11 protein-coding genes and 1 pseudogene are annotated in these 17,680 nt (G+C 59.2%); all 12 read right to left on the bottom strand.

The genetic code is table 11. From position 1 onward, the window contains the following. Positions 1-2: 2 nt before the first annotated feature. Positions 3-1,442: a NarK family nitrate/nitrite MFS transporter gene (locus P0D87_RS23005; RefSeq protein WP_053859425.1), complete on the bottom strand. Its 1,440-nt coding sequence runs from the start codon at positions 1,440-1,442 to the stop codon at positions 3-5. After that, a complete protein-coding gene (locus P0D87_RS23000; protein WP_053859426.1) occupies positions 1,439-2,761 on the bottom strand; it encodes an MFS transporter in 1,323 nt (440 codons plus the stop codon). Before P0D87_RS23000 ends, P0D87_RS23005 begins: the two co-directional genes overlap by 4 nt. Before the next feature lie 170 nt (positions 2,762-2,931). Further along, positions 2,932-3,654 carry a response regulator gene (locus tag P0D87_RS22995; RefSeq protein ID WP_053859427.1) on the bottom strand — a complete coding sequence of 241 codons (723 nt, stop codon included), beginning with the start codon at positions 3,652-3,654 and terminating at the stop codon, positions 2,932-2,934. Further along, positions 3,651-5,585, bottom strand: a complete 1,935-nt coding sequence (locus P0D87_RS22990; protein WP_053859428.1) for a type IV pili methyl-accepting chemotaxis transducer N-terminal domain-containing protein — start codon at positions 5,583-5,585, stop codon at positions 3,651-3,653. Before P0D87_RS22990 ends, P0D87_RS22995 begins: the two co-directional genes overlap by 4 nt. Positions 5,586-5,604: 19 nt before the next feature. Continuing rightward, on the bottom strand, positions 5,605-5,937 hold the full coding sequence (gene cyoD / locus P0D87_RS22985; RefSeq protein ID WP_053859429.1) for a cytochrome o ubiquinol oxidase subunit IV: 333 nt from the start codon (positions 5,935-5,937) through the stop codon (positions 5,605-5,607). Further along, positions 5,938-6,546 (bottom strand): cytochrome o ubiquinol oxidase subunit III, encoded by a 609-nt coding sequence (gene cyoC / locus P0D87_RS22980; RefSeq protein WP_053859430.1) that lies wholly within the window; start codon positions 6,544-6,546, stop codon positions 5,938-5,940. A gap of 3 nt (positions 6,547-6,549) precedes the next feature. Beyond that, complete coding sequence (gene cyoB, locus P0D87_RS22975) at positions 6,550-8,556, bottom strand: cytochrome o ubiquinol oxidase subunit I (protein ID WP_053859431.1); 2,007 nt, start codon at positions 8,554-8,556, stop codon at positions 6,550-6,552. 3 nt (positions 8,557-8,559) lie between these two features. Then, complete coding sequence (gene cyoA, locus P0D87_RS22970; RefSeq protein WP_053859432.1) at positions 8,560-9,453, bottom strand: ubiquinol oxidase subunit II; 894 nt, start codon at positions 9,451-9,453, stop codon at positions 8,560-8,562. A 351-nt stretch (positions 9,454-9,804) separates the two neighbouring features. After that, a pseudogene (locus P0D87_RS22965) lies at positions 9,805-10,947 on the bottom strand (SEL1-like repeat protein); the annotation flags it as partial. A 120-nt stretch (positions 10,948-11,067) separates the two neighbouring features. Next, a complete protein-coding gene (locus P0D87_RS22960) occupies positions 11,068-12,345 on the bottom strand; it encodes an SEL1-like repeat protein (RefSeq protein ID WP_321175868.1) in 1,278 nt (425 codons plus the stop codon). A gap of 3 nt (positions 12,346-12,348) precedes the next feature. Beyond that, the gene (locus P0D87_RS22955) at positions 12,349-14,247 is read right to left on the bottom strand and encodes a phospholipase D-like domain-containing protein (RefSeq protein WP_082367105.1); all 1,899 of its coding nucleotides are present in this window, start codon (positions 14,245-14,247) and stop codon (positions 12,349-12,351) included. Positions 14,248-14,249: 2 nt separating this feature from the next. Next, a complete protein-coding gene (locus P0D87_RS22950; RefSeq protein WP_408637051.1) occupies positions 14,250-16,787 on the bottom strand; it encodes a type VI secretion system Vgr family protein in 2,538 nt (845 codons plus the stop codon). Between the last annotated feature and the right edge of the window lie 893 nt (positions 16,788-17,680).

Raw genomic sequence — 17,680 nt, 5'->3', positions numbered from 1 at the left:
GATTAACACGGCATGCCCGCATTGCGCCGCGCGTAGAACCACCACGTAAGCCCAATACACAGCAAATAGAAAACAACGAAGCAGTACAACGCGAGTTCCGGGCCGCCGGTCATCAGAATGGAACTGCCATAACTCTTCGGAATAAAGAACCCGCCGTACGCGCCGATTGCGCCTGCAAAACCAATTGCGGCCGCGCCTTCGGTACTGCCTTCACGTGTCGCATCGGCGAGCGCATTCGCATCGCCCGCGGGCACGCCACACAGGCGCAGATTCGAAAAGATCACCGGAATCATGCAGAACGTCGAACCGTTGCCGATGCCGGTCGTGAGAAAGAGCAGCAGGAACATCGCAAAGAAGCCTGTGAAGCTGCCATCGCGCGGACCCCAGGCGAGCGAGAACGACGAGCCGCCCGTCTTTGGCAGAAAGTACAGAACGCCGACGACCGCGAGCGCCATCACGACGAAATTCCACAGCGTCACGCGCGCGCCGCCGAGCCGGTCCGCGAGCCATCCGCCGAACGGCCTGATGAGTGCACCGACGAACGGCCCAAGCCATGCATACGTCAGCGGATTCACGCCGGGAAACTGGCTCTTGATAAGCAATGGAAAGCCGGCTCCATAGCCGATAAACGAGCCGAAGGTGCCGAGATACAGCGTGCACATCAGCCAGTTATGACGGCTTCTAAAAATGGTCGCCTGCGCAGCGAACGACGCCTTCACATCGGCGAGATCGTTCATTCCGAACCATGCGGCAAGCGTTGAAATGACGATACACGGTACCCAGATAAACGCCGCATTCTGCATCCACACTTGCGACGTGTGCCCGGCCTTGACGAGCGTCTGCGGCTCGCCGCCGAAGATGCCGAGCATGCCCGCCGTTACCACGAGCGGCGACAGGAATTGCACCGCCGACACGCCGAGATTGCCAAGCCCGCCATTCACGCCGAGCGCAGAACCTTTGCGTTCCTTCGGGAAAAAGAAACTGATGTTGGCCATGCTCGAACTGAAGTTGGCGCCGCCGAGGCCGCATAACAGCGCAAGCAGCAGCATCGTCGGATAGCTCGTCGTGTTGTCCTGCACCGCGAAGCCGATACCGATTGCGGGAATCAACAGCGACGCGGTGGAGATCGTGGTCCAGCGCCGCCCGCCGAATATCGGCACCATGAACGAATAGAAGATGCGCAACGTCGCGCCGGACAATGCGGGCGCGGCCGCGAGCCAGAACAGTTGATTGGTCGAATAATTAAATCCAAGCGACGGCAAGCTCACCGCCACCACGCTCCACATTTGCCAGATGACGAAGGCGAAAAAGAGCGCCGGCACCGAGATCCATAGATTGAGCTTCGCGACGGCCTCGCCTTCGCGCCGCCAGAATGCTTTATCTTCGGGTGTCCAGATCTTCAGCGTGCGGCCGGCCCGCGCGCGTGCTGTCGAGATATTCATGATTCCGTTTCCGCAGGTTGAGAGTCGACAGTTCGCACCAGCTGTTCCGACGAGGCGCGCGGCGTTGCCGCGAGTACGTCTTTCGTGCGAACTTCGGTGAAATACATCCAGATGAGCGAGACCCACACCACGCCGTAAAGCAGCATGAAGGCGCTCGAACGGATGCCGGTGAAGTCGACCAGCAGGCCGAAGAGAATCGGCAGCAGAAAGCCGCCCAGGCCGCCCGCGAGCCCAACGATGCCGGAAATCGTGCCGATGTTGTCCGGGTACTCGTCGCCGATGTACTTGAAGACGCTGGCCTTGCCGAAAGCGAATGCGATGCCGAGTACGAACATCAGCACCGTGAAACCGATCACGTTGAGGCCAATGTCGAAGCCTTTAGCGCCGTTCACCGTGGTAATGATCAAATGCGTGCGCGGATAGCTGAGCAGGAACAGGCACACCCAGCTCACCCACATCACCCACCACGTCACGCGGTGCGCGCCATAACGGTCGGAGAGCCAGCCGCCCACCGCGCGCAGCACGCCGCCCGGCAGCGAGAAGCACGCGGCGAGCAGCGCCGCTACGCGAAGGTCGAGACCATATTCGCCGACGTAGTACTGCACCATCCACAGAGACAGCGCGACGTAACCGCCGAATACGATGCTGTAGTACTGGCAGTACTTGAGCACCGTCGGGTCTTTCAACGCGCGCAACTGGTCGACGAAACGCACGTTCTGCGAGACCAGATGCGACGGGTCGCTGCTGCTGAGAATCCAGAACACCACAGCCGTAACCAGCATGATTACCGCGTAGACCTGAGGGACCATCGCCCAGCCGAATGCGACGACGATTGCTGGCGCAACGAACTTGTTCACCGCCGCGCCGGAATTGCCCGCGCCGAAAACACCCATCGCGAGGCCGCGCTTTTCTGGCGGAAACCAGCGCGCCACGTAGGGCGTGCCGACCGAAAACGAGCCGCCTGCAAGGCCGACGAAGAGACCGATCACGAGTAGCTGCCAATAGGCGGTGGCATAGCTCATCAGCCAGATCGCCGGCGCCGTGGCGAGCATCAGCGCGGTCATGACGATGCGGCCACCATAGCGGTCGGTCCAGATGCCGAGCGGTACGCGCACCAGCGAACCGGTGAGTACCGGCAATGCGGCGAGCACGCCGAACTCGGTCTCGTTCAGGTGCAATGAGCGGCGCAGCGGAATGCCCACGACGGCGAACATCATCCACACCATGAAGCACACCGTGAATGCGAGCGTGCTGGCGATCAGCACGGACAAGGCGCGCCGGCGAGATGGGCCGTCGGTTGCTGTCGATGTCTGTGTCATGAAACGAACTCCGCTTTTCATGACATCGACTTTGGACTTTCACCGCATTAGCGAACATCCTTCGAATGGCGGGTCTCAGCGCGGCAAAAGAACTACTGCGGACTAACTACTTTTAGGCAAGACGTAGTTCTTTCGAACTATGGGTGGAAATTGATAGCGTTGAGTTGATGCTATGCAGCCGTAGGCCGACCGATTGCATTGACCGTTGCATACACCGCGGCCTGCACTCGCGAAGTCAGCTTCAGTTTGCGCAGAATGTGCTGGACGTGGATCTTGACCGTCGTTTCGGAAATGGCAAGCGCGCGAGCAATTTCCTTATTGCTCGCGCCGCGCGCGATGTAGGTGAGGATTTCCTGCTCGCGTATCGACAGCGCGGGCTCAGGCTCGGAGCCATGTTGCGCTTCGGGCTTGAGCGTTGCAGGATCATCATCGGCGATTGAACTGGCGTCGCCCTCGCCTGCGTTCGCCATCGCGCGATAGGCTTGCACCAGCTTGCCCGTCATCTCCGGGCTTACGACGAACTCGTCGCGCATGGTACGCACGATCGAATCCGCGAGCGCCTCGGCATCGACCGTTTTCAGCAGATAGCCGCGCGCGCCCGCGCGCAGCGCGGCGCCCAAGTCGCGCTCGTCCTCGCTAACAGTGAGCATCAGAATGCGCGCGTGAGGCGCTGCTTCGCGCAGATCGTTCAGTGCGTCCACGCCGTTCACGCCCGGCAGATGATTGTCGAGCAGGATCACGTCGGGTTGCAATTCGCTCGCGCGGCGTTGCGCTTCGCCTGCGTCGGCAGCTTCGCCGGCCACGCTAAAACGCGCGTCCTGGCCGAGCAGCGCGATCAGGCCACGCCGGAACAACGTGTGATCGTCGACGACGAGCAAGCGGATTGCAGTCATATCGTTCTGCCCTTGTAAACCGGTTGGTTAGTCCGCATACACGTGTCTCCGCGATGCTGCGGCAACGTCAACGTCACACAAGTGCCCTCGCCCGGCACTGATTCGACCACCACCCGCGCGCCGATGCGCGCGGCCCGCTCGCGCATGATGCGCATGCCGACATGCGTCTCGCCGAGCGTATCGCGTGCGGCATCGAAGCCCTGACCGTCGTCGCGTACCTCGAAGCTCCACGCCGGAGTCTGCTGCACCTCAAGCCACACTTCACGCGCGCGAGCATGTTTGCGCACGTTCGACAGCGCTTCCTGCAGCACATGCAGCACTTGCACCTTGACATCGGCGTCGAGCGGCAAGCCATGACCTTGCATCGATAAATGCGTGGTCAGTCCCGTTTGATGCTCGAACTTGCGCAGCGTCGTTCGTAATGCGGGCTCCATGTCCTCGGCATTGCCGCGCGTGCGAAAGTGAACCAGCAGTTCGCGCACGTCGCCGGTACTCTCGCGCACGCCTGCATCGAGTTCTTCGACGATCCGTGCAACCGACGCATCCGTATGCGCGGGCAACGCATCGCGCAGCAATTGCACCTGGATTTTTAGGAACGCGAGCGACTGCGCGATCGAGTCGTGCAGTTCGCTCGCGAGCAACGCACGTTCGCCGGAAACCGCCGCTTCGCGCTCGAGCGCCGTGACGCGCAGGTTTTCCATTGCGGTTGCAAGGTGACTCGAGAGCGCGTCGAACAGATCGCGGTCTTGCGCGGACAACGCTATTTCGTCGCTGAAGAAGAGATCGATTTCGCCGAGCGGACGCTGATGCAAGATCACGGGCACCGACACGAGCGTCGCGTAACCGGCGCGCGCGCAGTGGCCGAGAATCGCCGCACCTTCGGCGAGCACCGGAATCACGCGCGCGCCCGGTTCGGTGCGCGGCTCGCCGCATAGACAGCTACGCGAGGTCAGGCACTGCTCGTCTTCGATCATGAAGCGCGGCAGGCCGTCGCTTCCCAATAGCAGATACCGTTCGTTGCCCTCGCCGGACCAGCGGATCGCCACCGAATCGGCTCCGGCAATGCCCCGCATGCGTCGCGCGAAACCGTGCGCCAATACGTCGAGCGTGCTGGCCTCAGCCGCGAACGCGCTGATTTCGTAGAGCGCCGCAAGCCGCGCGCGCTCGGTTTCGAGGCTTGCAGTCTTCTCGCTGACTTTTTGTTCAAGCTCGGCATAAAACTGCTGAAGATTGCGGGCCATGCGGTTAAAGCCGGCCGACAACTGACCGAACTCGTCGTGCGACGCGACTTGCACGCGCATCGAGAAATCGCCCTCCTCGATGCGAGCGAGGCCGCCGGTCAAACGCGACACGGGCTCGAGTACAAGCAGATGGCCGATGTACAGCAGCGCCCATGCACTGCCGATCGCCAGCACGAGCAGCGCAATCTGCACAACGTTGAGAATCGACGTCCAGCGCGCGAGTTGCGCTTCTATCGACGTGTCGAACGCGTCGATCATCTCGACGAAGGTGTTCGCTTCGCGCAGTATGTCGGTGGATGCGGACGATGGCGCGTCGCGCGCCTTCGCCGCATCGATCCAGATGGGCCGCAATGCCTGCCACTGCCGTTGCACGTTAGCAAAACGCGCGCGAGCTTCGTCGTTCCACGGCACCGACAGCGGACGCGCCGGATCGCCGACGCGCAATAGTTCGAGGCTCTTATCGAATTGCGTAGCCAATGCGTCGATGCGCTCGGGCGCTTCGCGCAACATCAGCGCCGCGCGATAAGTCTGCATGCGCATGCGGCCCGCTTCGTTGATGGCGGCCGCGCCGCCGTCCAGTTGCAACGTGATCCACAACGTCACGCCGATGGATGCCAGCGCAAGCGCAAGCAAGGTCGCGACGACGACCGCAAGCTTGGTGGTGAGCGGCCACGAAGAGACGGGGCGCACAAGGCTTCCGACGTCTACCCTATCGGGACATCATATTCATACTGACGTTATGCATGACCCACACCGTCCCGCCGATCAGGAACAACGCAGCCAATGCCGTATAGGCCAATGCCATGACATTCCAGCGCTGCCCCGCCGACATGTCGATATGCAGAAAGAACACGAGATGCACGACAATCTGCACGAAGGCGAGAACGGAGAGCGCGATCATCGCGGTCTGCGCCGGGAAAGCGCCGTGCATGACAAGCCAGAAAGCAGCCGCGGTCAACACAACCGACAGTACGAAGCCGGCGAGATAACCGCGCAGACTGCCGTGACCCTGGTCGCCCGAAAGTGATTGCATGTGAGCCATTTACAGCACGCTCCCCAGATAGACGAACGAAAAGACGCAGATCCACACAATGTCGAGGAAGTGCCAGAAGAGACTTAAGCACGCGAGACGTGTGAGCTGACGCTCCGACAATCCAGGGCCGCGTACGATCTGCACCGCGAGCACTGCCATCCATACGAGACCCACGGTGACGTGCAAGCCGTGCGTGCCCACCAGTGTGAAGAACGCCGACAGGAACGCACTGCGGGCCGGTCCGGCGCCCTCGGCGATCAGATGCGAGAACTCGCGCATTTCCAGAGCGAGAAACGCGAGACCGAGCACGAACGTCACCGCGAGCCAGGCGAGTACCGCAGCGGATTTGCCGCGCCGCGCGGCAAGCATCGCGAAGCCGTACGTAATGCTGCTCAACAGCAGCGCGGCGGTCTCGACCGCGACGCCGCCGATGTCGAACAGATCCTTGCCCGATGGGCCGCCCGCGAACTGATTCGACATCACGGCGAATACCGCGAAGAGCGACGCGAACAGCACGCAATCGGTCATCAGATAAAGCCAGAAGCCGAACACCGTGTCCGATGAACCGTGATTGCCGTGTCCGCCATCGAGCGAAACGGAGAGTGTATTGTTCGACATGAATCAGGCCTCCACAGCTTCCAGTTCGCGGTTATTCACCGGTGCGGCCGCAGGGCCACGCTTGCTTTCGATTTCCCGCACTTTTTCCGCAGGAATGTAATAGCCGTCGTTATCGCCGAAGCTGCGCACGATCAGCGTCGCGACGATTGCCAACAGCGCGGCAGCCGCCAGCCACGTGATATGCCAGACGCCGGCAAATCCGAGCACGAGACTGAACATACCGATCAACAAACCTGCGCTGGTATTCGACGGCATATGGATGTCGCGATACACCGGCGCTTTCGCGTGGCCGCTCACGGTTTCCTTCATGTGTGTATAAGCGTCGAGCTCGTGCACCGTCGGAATGATCGCGAAGTTATAGACCGGCGGCGGCGATGATGTCGCCCATTCGAGCGTGCGGCCGTCCCACGGATCGCCCGTCATGTCGCGATACTCGGGCTTGTTGCGGTTCGCCACACTGACCCACACTTGCGCCACCTGAAACACGACGCCGATAGCGATCAACACGACGCCGCACGCGGCGGCAATCAGCCACGGATGCCACGCCGGATTGTCATAGTGATTCAGGCGCCGCGTCATGCCCATGAAACCGAGTACATAGAGCGGCATGAACGAAGCGTAGAACCCCACGAACCAGAACCAGAACGCGCACTTGCCGAGCTTCTCATTGAGCTTGAAACCGAACGCTTTCGGGAACCAGTAGTGGAAACCGGCCAGGTAACCGAACACCACGCCGCCGATGATCGCGTTATGAAAGTGCGCAATCAGAAAGAGGCTGTTATGCAATACGAAGTCCACGCCGGGAATCGCCATCATCACGCCGGTCATACCGCCGATCGTGAACGTGATCATGAAGCCGATCGTCCACAGAACAGGCGCGGTGAACTCCAGCCGCCCGCGATAAATCGTGAACAGCCAGTTGAATATTTTCACGCCAGTTGGAATGGCAATAATCATCGTCATGATGCCAAAAAACGCATTGACGTCCGCGCCGGAACCCATCGTGAAGAAGTGATGCAGCCACACGAGGAATGCGAGCACCATGATCGCGCAGGTTGCATAGACCATCGTCCGGTAACCGAATAGCGGCTTCTTCGAGAACGTCGCAATCACTTCCGAATAGATGCCGAATGCCGGCAGCACGAGGATATAGACCTCGGGATGTCCCCATGCCCAGATCAGGTTCAGGTAGAGCATGGCGTTGCCGCCTGCTTCATTCGTGAAGAAGTGCATGCCCATGTAGCGATCGAGGCCGAGCAGCGCGAGCGCCACCGTCAGGATCGGGAACGTAGCCATGATCAGCACACTCGAGCACAGCGCGGTCCACGTGAATACGGGCATTTTCATCAGCGTCATGCCGGGCGCGCGCATCCGCACGATCGTCACGAAGAAATTGATTGCCGTAATCAACGTGCCGACGCCGGACAGTTGCAGACTCCATATGTAATAGTCGACGCCGACGCCAGGACTGAACTGCAACTCCGAGAGCGGCGGATACGCGAGCCAACCGACCTGCGCGAATTCGCCGACCACGAGCGACAGATTCATCAGAATCGCGCTGATCGCAGTCATCCAGAAACTGAGCGAATTGAGGAACGGGAACGCGACGTCGCGCGCGCCGATTTGCAACGGCACGACGAGATTGAACAGGCCGACCATTAACGCCATCGCCATGAAGAAGATCATGATGACGCCGTGCGCGGTGAAGATCTGATCGTAATGATGCGGCGGCAGGTAGCCTGGCGAATGATAGGCGAGTGCAAGCTGGAGGCGCATCATGACTGCATCGACGAAACCGCGCACGAGCATCAGCACGGCAACGACGATGTACATCACGCCGATCTTCTTATGGTCGACGCTGGTCAGCCACTCGTGCCAGAGCCATTTCCATTTGTGAAGGCGGGTCAGTGCCGCGACTACCGCAAGCACCATGACGAGCATCAGTGCGCCCGCCCCCATGATGATGGGCTGATCGAACGGGATCGCGGAGAGTGTCAGATTTCCGAGCATGTGCTAACCCTTTGTGCGGCAATTGCTGTTTTGCGGATCAAGAACATTACCGTTGTTGTACTTCGCAATGATGTTGTTGAAGAGTCTCGAATCGACCGACGAGAAATAGCCGACCGGTTCCTTCTCGCTGGGTTTCGACACCGAGTTGTACTCGTTCATATCGAGCCGGCGCGGCGACGCTTTCACTTTGTCGACCCATGCGTCGAACTGCGCGGGCGTGACAGCAAGCGTGCGGAACTTCATGTCCGAAAAGCCCTTGCCGCTGAAATTGGCGGAGATACCGGCGTAGTCGCCCGCGTGATCAGCTATCAGATGCAGTCGCGTTTGCATGCCCGCCATTGCGTAAATCTGGCTTCCGAGTTGCGGAATGAAAAAGGAATTCATCACCGAATCGGACGTGATTCTGAAGTCGATCGGCGTACCCACGGGTACTGCAAGCTGATTGACCGACGCAACGCCGAGTTCGGGATAGATGAAGAGCCACTTCCAATCGAGCGCGACGACTTCGACTTTGATCGGCTTGACCGCCGATTCGATCGGCCGGTAAGGGTCCAGTTCGTGCGTCGTGTTCCAGGTCAGAATGCCGAGGAACAGAATGATGAGCGTGGGTACGGTCCACACCACTGTTTCGATGGCGGTGGAGTGCGCCCACTTCGGTGCGTACGTCGCGTTGTGATTGCTCGCGCGATAACGCCAGGCAAACACGATGATCATGACGATCACCGGCACGACGACTAGCAGCATGGCCATTGTCGCCGTACTGATCAGCGACTTCTCCGCCATGCCGATACTGCCTTTCGGATCGAGCAGCTCGAGATTGCTGCACCCCGAAAGGCACGCGGAGAGCCCAGCCCCCAAGGGTATCAATACCCGTTCAAAGGTCTTTTTATTCACCATATCTGCTGATTTCCGTGGACCGATCTGAAACGCTACACAATGTTCTCGCCATGAAGACCAGACCACTACTTCATGCGCTGTGGAATTCTAAGAGTGCGGCGGGATCGGGAACATGATCCTGGACAAGCTACGTGCAGAGGTGGGGTGGGCGGGCGAGTTGGGCGGTGCTGGGGAGGGGGAAGGGAGTGGCCGAGGAACGCGATTGCGAGCAGAAAGCTCGCCGGGATCGCGACGGCGGCACTGACCTTCAAAGAGGTCACGCGCCAGGTTCATGAAGAAGCTCGACGCCGTGGCGCCTGCCTATCAGGCGGACGTGTTGCGCCTGATTTGGCTGCAGCAGGCGGAGACCGCGAAGCGGCGCGGCGCATCACAGGAAACGTCTGCGAATCGCTGCACAGTCCAGAGCCCGTCTTGCGGACATACCTGCCCCGTGCGGGCAACCGTCCCCAACGGCACACGCTCATCCTTTGCGCTTTTGGCGGGTGCAAGTGGTAGTCCCGTTGCCGGATCGAGGTTCTTCTCACGGGCCAGTTTTGTGACCAGTTTTTCCGCGGGCTTCTGTGGTGGCTGAGCCGCGTCCTGCTCCTTCTGCCACTGGAACGTACCGTCCCAAGGAGGCAGCTTCGCTGGCGGCAGCGGGACGATCTGGTCGATGTCGGGCACTTTGGGATTGCGGCCGTCGTTGTTGTTGAGGAATTCCCAGATCAATTCGTAGCGGCTTGACCGCTCGGAATCCTTCTGCAATCCCACGTAATAAAGCGCGTCAGATGGCTCGGTGTCGAATGCATTCTTTAAAAAGGATGCCGATTGAGTGTTTCCAGCAGCTATCCCCGCTTGGAACGCCTTCACGGCTTCGGGATAGAGCCTTTTACTTATCGAATCTGCGCCTAAAGTAGTCGCAGCGTCACTAAAGCCTTGGTCAGTCGCGCACTCGCGCATCTGCTTTGCGATTGCAGGCGCTTTGTCCAACGGTGCAAGAAGGTCACCTACGTACGACTGAGCCTCGGGACTGCCAAGATCAGCCGCCTTGCGGAAATACCGCAACGCCATCTCACTGTCCAGTTTCAACCCGTAGCCGATCTCCAGGTAATGCCCGATGTCGAAGTAGCCACCCGGCACGCCCTTCTGGACCAGCCGCGCGGCAAGGTCAACGGTTTCCTTCGGTGCATCGGGCGAATCGGCCAGCCCCTGTGAAACCAGCAGTTGCAGGTTGTGATTCGCCTTGTAGTGGCCGTACGCCGCTGCGATACGGTAATAACGCGCAACCGCGTTGAAATCCTTTGGTCCATCCTGCTTTTGCAGATAGCGACCGTAACTGAACAGTGCATCGGCTTGCTGATCGAGTGGCGGCAGATGGTTCACTTCGTGAACACAGGTGAATGCAAGGTTGGCGCGCACGGCGCTCATGTCGGGAAGAGAAGCTAACGTGTTCTCCTTATAGGTGCACGCACAGAGCACGGTTAACAGTAGAACAAGCACGCGTCTCCGGGTCATCGCTCGGTCCGCATAGCTAGATGTAGTCCCATTTGCTCGGGGACGAGTCCACGGCAATGGATGAATAAACGGAGCGCACCAGTTACTCCAAGTAAAGCACGAGCGAAATTTTCCATCTCACTACGCCTGGTCGATGTAAGCCTTGAGAGTCCATTCCCTGTCGCTCCGATACTTGCGCATGCCGAGCAGCCAGTCGAGACCAGGAATGGGACGGGGATCGTTCAGCGCGAGTTGTGGCATCGTCTCGCCTTTCCTGAAGCGGCGCGTCGCATCACAGGAAACGTCCGCGAATCGCTGCACAGTCCACAGCCCGTCGTGCGGACATACCTGCCCCGTGCGGGCAACCGTCCCCAACGGCACACGCCCATCCTTTGCGCTTTTGGCGGGTGCGACGGGTAGTCCCGTTGCCGGATCGAGGTTCTTCTCACGGGCCAGTTTTGTGACCAGTGTTTCCGCGGGCTTCTGTGGTGGCTGAGCCGCGTCCTGCTCCTTCTGCCACTGGAACGTGCCGTCCCAAGGAGGCAGCTTCGCTGGCGGCAGCGGGACGATCTGGTCGATGTCTGGCACCTTTGGATTCAGGCCGTGGTGGTCGTTGAGGAATTTCCAGATCACCTCATATCGGCGTGAGCGCTCGAAGTCCGAAGGTAACCCGAGGTAGTACAGTTCGTTCGAGGGCTGAGACTCGAATCCCTTCCATAAGCCAAACGCTGATTCGGCATTTCCAGCTTTTACACCCGCCTGAAGTGCGCCAACCGCTTCGTTGTAGGATTTTTTTTCTTTTAGATCCACGCCAAGATCTATCGCTGCCTCCCCATATCCCTGACTAACGGCACATTGACGCATCTGCGTCGCAATGGCTGGCGCTCGATCTGCTGGTGCAAGCATTCTTGCAATGTAAGCCTGTGCTTCCGGGCTTCCCATATCTGCCGCCTTGCGTATAAAGACTAGCGCTTTCTTCTCATCCTTGACTACCCCATAGCCACGTTCGAGGTAGTGACCCATGTCGTAATAACCGCCAGGAATACCCTCAGTGATCTGCTGTTCAGCAAGATCAATTGTTTCCTTGGCTGCGTCAGGAGAGGTTGCCTGTCCCGTGGACACCAGAAGCTGCAAATTGTGATTGGCCTTGTAATTACCATGCGCGGCGGCAATCCGGTAGTAGCGGGCTGCAGCATCGAAATCCTTCGACCCTGCTCTTTTTTCAAGGAACACCGCATATTTGAACAGCGCGTCGGCCTGCACATCGAGTGGCGGCAGATGGTCCGATTCACGGGCACAGGTAAAGGCAAGTCGCGAACGTGCAGCATTCCTTTCAGCCTGCGATGGCATTGCATTCTCCTTGTTCGAGCAAGCACCGAGCACTCCTGCCAGCACAAGCATATAAATCAGCGTTCTCATGTCTCAGTCCATTCGCATACGTTTCGTCGTCGTGCTCTTGAAACCGATAAGCGATGCGTAGGGCGAGGTGTTCTTCGCTCCTTGCCGGCTCTCATTCGTTTTCAAAATATACGACCATGCAGCAAACGCTACTGCTGGATCGTCCTGCGCCCCCTGACCGTTCGTATGGATGTTCCACAGGTGCCTGCGCAGCGGCTGCGTCACGTCCATCCGTTCATGGCAGATGTTCAGTTCGCTGTCCACCTCCATGCTCCGGCGGTTGACGTTGGCCGAACCGTGCGTGAGGAACACGTCGTCAATGATCATGATCTTGCTATGGACATAGACTGGCATCCAGTGTCCCGCAGGCGAGTCTGGCGCAACTAGCGTGCAAACAAGGGTTCTCAGGCCAGGAATCTCCGGAATCGGGATATCCTCATCCTTCATCTCGCGCAGCTTTGCCTTCTGCTGGTTCACGGAATCGATGTCCATGAGTGCGTCGCGAGTCTGCGCGCCTGGTTTGGCCTGTAATATATTCCTCACGACAGCATCGTTCTGTGTAGCAAGCGCGTCCTGCCGTTCCAGCCTGTAAACCTTTGGCATCTGTCGCGCCTGCCCAAGACTGTTGAGCATGTCGTAGGTCGTACCTTGTCCCTTGTCCAGCGCGTCATCGTCGGAATTCGTTACAACAAAAAGATAAACCGGTTTGGCTGGATCGCGCCCCCCCTTAATCTGCGCGTTTACCGCGTCCTTGATCTTTTCCGCGAGCAGGGGCCAGCGAAAATACTGATTCTCGATATAGATAAATTGTGTCGCGTTATTGACCGTCTGCAGGTAGAGCGACCTGATGTTGCGCACGCCCTCCTGTGACTGCGTGCGATTGATCTGCGCCATGACAGGCATGCCGAACCCCTGGCGCGGCTTTAACAGACTCTCCAGCCCCTTCCGTTTTGCGAGCAGATCTTCCTTCGCGTCGCGATGCCATGCACGGCAGAAGTTCACGTTTAGATGTTCGAGGATCGGTCCCGTCACCATAGCCGACATGTCCTGTCGCGGTGTCGCGCCATTGCGTCCGCGATTCGGTGCTTTCTTGACGCAACTGTGCGCGTCGTCATCCCAATAGGCGTCGAGCGTGTTATGCCCCATCACGAAACCGACAGCCACTTTGGGGATTTCGTAGTCGATCAGCACCATTTTTTGGTGGTGGGACGGTTCAGCCGTGTAGGCGACGTTAGCCGCCATCCAGCTTGGCCCTGAACCAAGCTGACGCTCAAGATTTTCCCGATCCCGGATTTCTTCCCGGTCATTCCATGAAAAATCCCGTGTCACTAGTTCGATGCCGATATCCCTCAACGGCTCAGCAACAAGCGACGGACGGTTCGACGCACCGTTCGTGTGAAACTGGGAGGCAATTTTCCGTGCCGAGGCACCTCGGGCTAGTTGCGTAGGACTACTTGCAGGCATGCGCGCGCGAAAATACCAGCTCCAATCGTATGCCCGCTGGTCCTTGTCCTCGTTTTGCGACAGTGGCCGGGTGACGTCGTACATCGGCATTGACGGTTCACCAATCTGGGCAAGATGCGCCTTGTCGAGCCAGCACAGGATACGGACCTTGACGTGATCCTGCGTCGCTTTCTTGATGAGCAGTTCGCCAAGACGCAGCGATTTGCCGTCACGTCTGAAATACATTGATGGCTGGAAGCCCCAGCAGATGTAATCGATGCTACATGTTGCCTGGTCAATGGCGTCATAGAGCGCCCCGAACGCCTCCAGACCATTCACGAGCGGTTTATAGCTGGCCGCACGCGGATGATATTCAGACGGTCCGTCAGGCGTGAAGTCAATGAACCACGGCGAGCAGAAATCGGCGCCCTGACGTTCGTTGAGTGCAACGGGGACGACAATGTTTGATGGATTCGCCATGATTATTCTCCTGATTGTCGCGAGGATTCCGCGTGCAGCAGACCACGGTAATCCTCACGATGCGTGGCGCGGTCAATGACTGGCGTGATATCCGGGTCCTTGCCGTTCTCGTGAAACTGAAAGCCGCTATTGGCGAGCGCACCATTCTGTGCATTACCCCGGTGCTGCTCAGCAACGGGAATTGTGTAGTTCACCCCGTTCGCAAGCTTCAGCGTGTACTGCCGCGTCGTGGGATGATGATCGACCTGAAGCAGGCCGGTTTCATCGAATACACCCTGCTTCACCAGCGAGTCACCAGCGAACAGGCTGTAGGGCATGTTGACTGGAATCGCCGCGCGCGAAGCTGGCGATGAGCTCGCGTAAAACGTCAGCGGCACGGTTGGCATACCGGCCAGCGACGGATGGTTGAGGTCCAGCGGCATGTTCAGCGACGCTTTCCCCTGCTTCTGGACCGTAATGGTCTTGATGAACAGATCGAGCGGGCCGCCCAGCGTGATGCTGCCGTCCTTCAACTGGATGAACGCGCCGCCTGACTCGAGCGTGAGTTCCTTCTTCGCACTGATGCGCACAGTGCCGTTGACGCTCGCCATCGTCAGGTCTTGTGCGGCCAGCAACGACATGGCATCGCTCTGTGCCTGAATTTCGACGGGGCCTTTGGCCGCAAAAATCTTGCTGCCGAGTTGCTGTGCGAACAGTGAGATGTTCTCGCCCGCTGCGACCGTGAAGCGCTTCAGCACGCTCCAGTCGGCGTTCTTGCCGGCCACCGTGCTGATATCGCCCTGCGCCGCGAACTGCACGCCACCGCCCGCGACGATACCCGCCGATGCGGGCGTGCTCATCAGCAGTCCCGGCTTCTTCAGGCCGTCGAAATCCTCCTTCATCTGCCGCTGCGCATCAGTGTCGGCAGGTTCGGCCTTCGCGCTGCTGGCTGAACTAGCTAGCGCCTTCGCAAGCTCCAGCGCGCTTTCAAGCTGCGCGATGGTTTCCTGCATGTCGAGCTGCTTGCCGTTGGCAGCAGGGCGGTCGTAAGTCGTGACTATCAGGCCCTTGCCTGCGCGAAGCACACCCCAGCCCGATGACCTCAGTTCATAGCCTTCACCCCGGTATTCCAGCTTGCTGTTGACGAGATAGCCGAGGTTTAGTTGCGACTTGCCCGAGTGTTCCGTACTGAGCTTGATCCCTTCCTGGCCCGCCCAGTCCTCCATGCGCAGCTTGTTGTTCGCCTGCGTGCGGATCATGTTGCGCGAGAGCCAGCGCCGGTCGTTTGTGACAAGATCGCGCGCCTGGCTGTGGTGGTGGAACGCGATGATTTCGGGCTTGTCCGGATCGCCGTCACGGCAGGTAATCACCGCTTCTGCATCGTCCAGCGCGGGGAAGTGCATGCCGGTTTGCAGCTTGCCCGCGAACGGCTTTGCCAGCCGCAGCGGTACGCTCTCGCCGCCATTCGGCCACGTTTCGAAATCGGAATCGAAACGGACCGTGTAGTGGCCGTTTTTATCGACGTATGCGTAGGTGTATTTGTCCGGGCTCGTCACACGCGCGCTGAGTGTGCCGGTCACTTTGGCCCAGGTTTGCGGCTCGAGCTTGAGCCGGAATCGACGGTCGGCGGGAATCGCCCGGTAGCTGTTCGTATAGGATGCATCGCGCGCGCCGCTATGCGTGACCTCGACGATCAGCTGGCCCTTGGGGGCATCGGGCAAGACGATGTCTGTTTCCAGCACATAGCCCGGTTGCAACGCCAGCAGATTGCTTTCACCTTCATAAACTACCTGCCAGGCGATGGCCGCTTCATGCCGCAATTGTGCTTCCCACTTCGCGCCCGCCTGGTCCAGATGGTGCGTGCCGTAGACGTAGGGCTGGCCGTAGGTCGTGGAATCGTCGGGCGCAACGTTGGACGTGTCGCGAAAACGCTCCCAGGCCTGGTGCGGGTTGTAGTCCGCGACCGTGAACGACTGCGGCACGGTCACGGTATGCGTCTTTACCGCCGTTACCGCCTCGACGCCGCCCGCTTCGAGTCCCGCCGCTTCGCGGTACGGCAGAATGCGTTGCGGACTTTCGTAAATGTAATGGTCGACGTCGTCGCCCACTACAACCTGGTCGCCGTATTCCGTTTCCACGATGTAGAAGTACAGGCCCGCCTTCTCTGCGAGCATGTGCACATAAGCAAGGTCGCTCATCTGGTGCTGCATGCGCAACAGATGCTTGCGGTACTGCCCGCGCAGACGGAACAGGAATTGATGTTCCCTCAGCCCGTGACCGCGAAGGATCGCCGCGATAATCTCGGGCGTGCTCGCGTGCTGGAATATCCGGTTCCGGGTGACGGCCTCGAGCCGCCCGATGCGTGACTTCAGGACAACCTGATATTTCGTGAAATCTTTCGTCGTTTGAACCGTCGAAAACCGCGCAATGAAGCCTGAGAATTTCCGGGGCGCACCGTCGTCCGGCTCGATCGAAAATGACGCATCGCGGCTGAGGTATTCGGCGCGCGCGAGCTGTTGCGGGTGGGTCAACTCGAGGCACACTTCGGTCGGTGCGCCCATCTTTTCGGTTGCCGTGAATGACACGACCGAGAGCGCCGCCGCGCTGTCCGTGCCGGGCACGTCGAGAAAATACGCCTGGCGTCCGGTGACGCCCTGCCGTAATGGATCAAACTCTGCCACTCCCCGCTCCCTGAAAAGACCAGCGACGCAGCGTTCAGCTGCCAAACCCGTTAACTGACCATTTAAGTTCAATAAGGTCAACGAATTTAATTCGGGATAGGCGGGAAGCAACAAATCTTGACAGAAGTGCACGGCAAACTATTCGCGACGCACATTTCTGCGGTCATACAAGGGGGATCAGTCGAGGGCGTGGCGCGCGCCGCCATGCGCACAGCAAGCGGGGTGTGGCGGCGCGTTTGATCCTCTCAGAAAAAAATCATTCGAGCCGTGCGTGAACATGCACGTAGCTTCGCGACCTCACGATGAAGTCCACGCGTTTCGCCCGTCGTCATCGCCGTTTAGCAGCTCAGACAAGTCCGCGGGCTGAATTCGCTGCATCGCCTTTTCAGGCTTCTTGTCGCATCGCGGTCCTTCAGATCGCCCGGTTTGTGCGCCTTGCGTCAGTACCGTCTTACGAAGCAAAGCAACTCTCCTCCCCCAGACGATCCTGTTTGCGACGGCCAGTCACGATAAAGACCAAGGATCCACCTTCCCACCTGTAATCACAAAGTGCTTAGCATCCGATCCCGAAGCAAAGAACCGCCAGTCCTCCTCGTCCGATATTCCGTCAGTGGTGATCGAAATCCGGACATCTCCGGACAAGCCGATGCGCACCATACCGTTATCCCCGACCTCAATCGTTTGAACTGACCATGCGCCGACACGTTTTATAGTTTGGCGCTTCGTCCTCCGCTGCGTGTCCCACGCCACTAACGTTCAGCCCGACGAGGACC

Origin of the sequence: Paraburkholderia sp. RL17-368-BIF-A (assembly GCF_046054045.1) — a bacterium.
Lineage (GTDB): Bacteria > Pseudomonadota > Gammaproteobacteria > Burkholderiales > Burkholderiaceae > Paraburkholderia > Paraburkholderia graminis.
The sequence above is the reverse complement of the archived record's forward strand: the minus strand, read 5'-3'. Positions and strand labels throughout refer to the sequence as shown.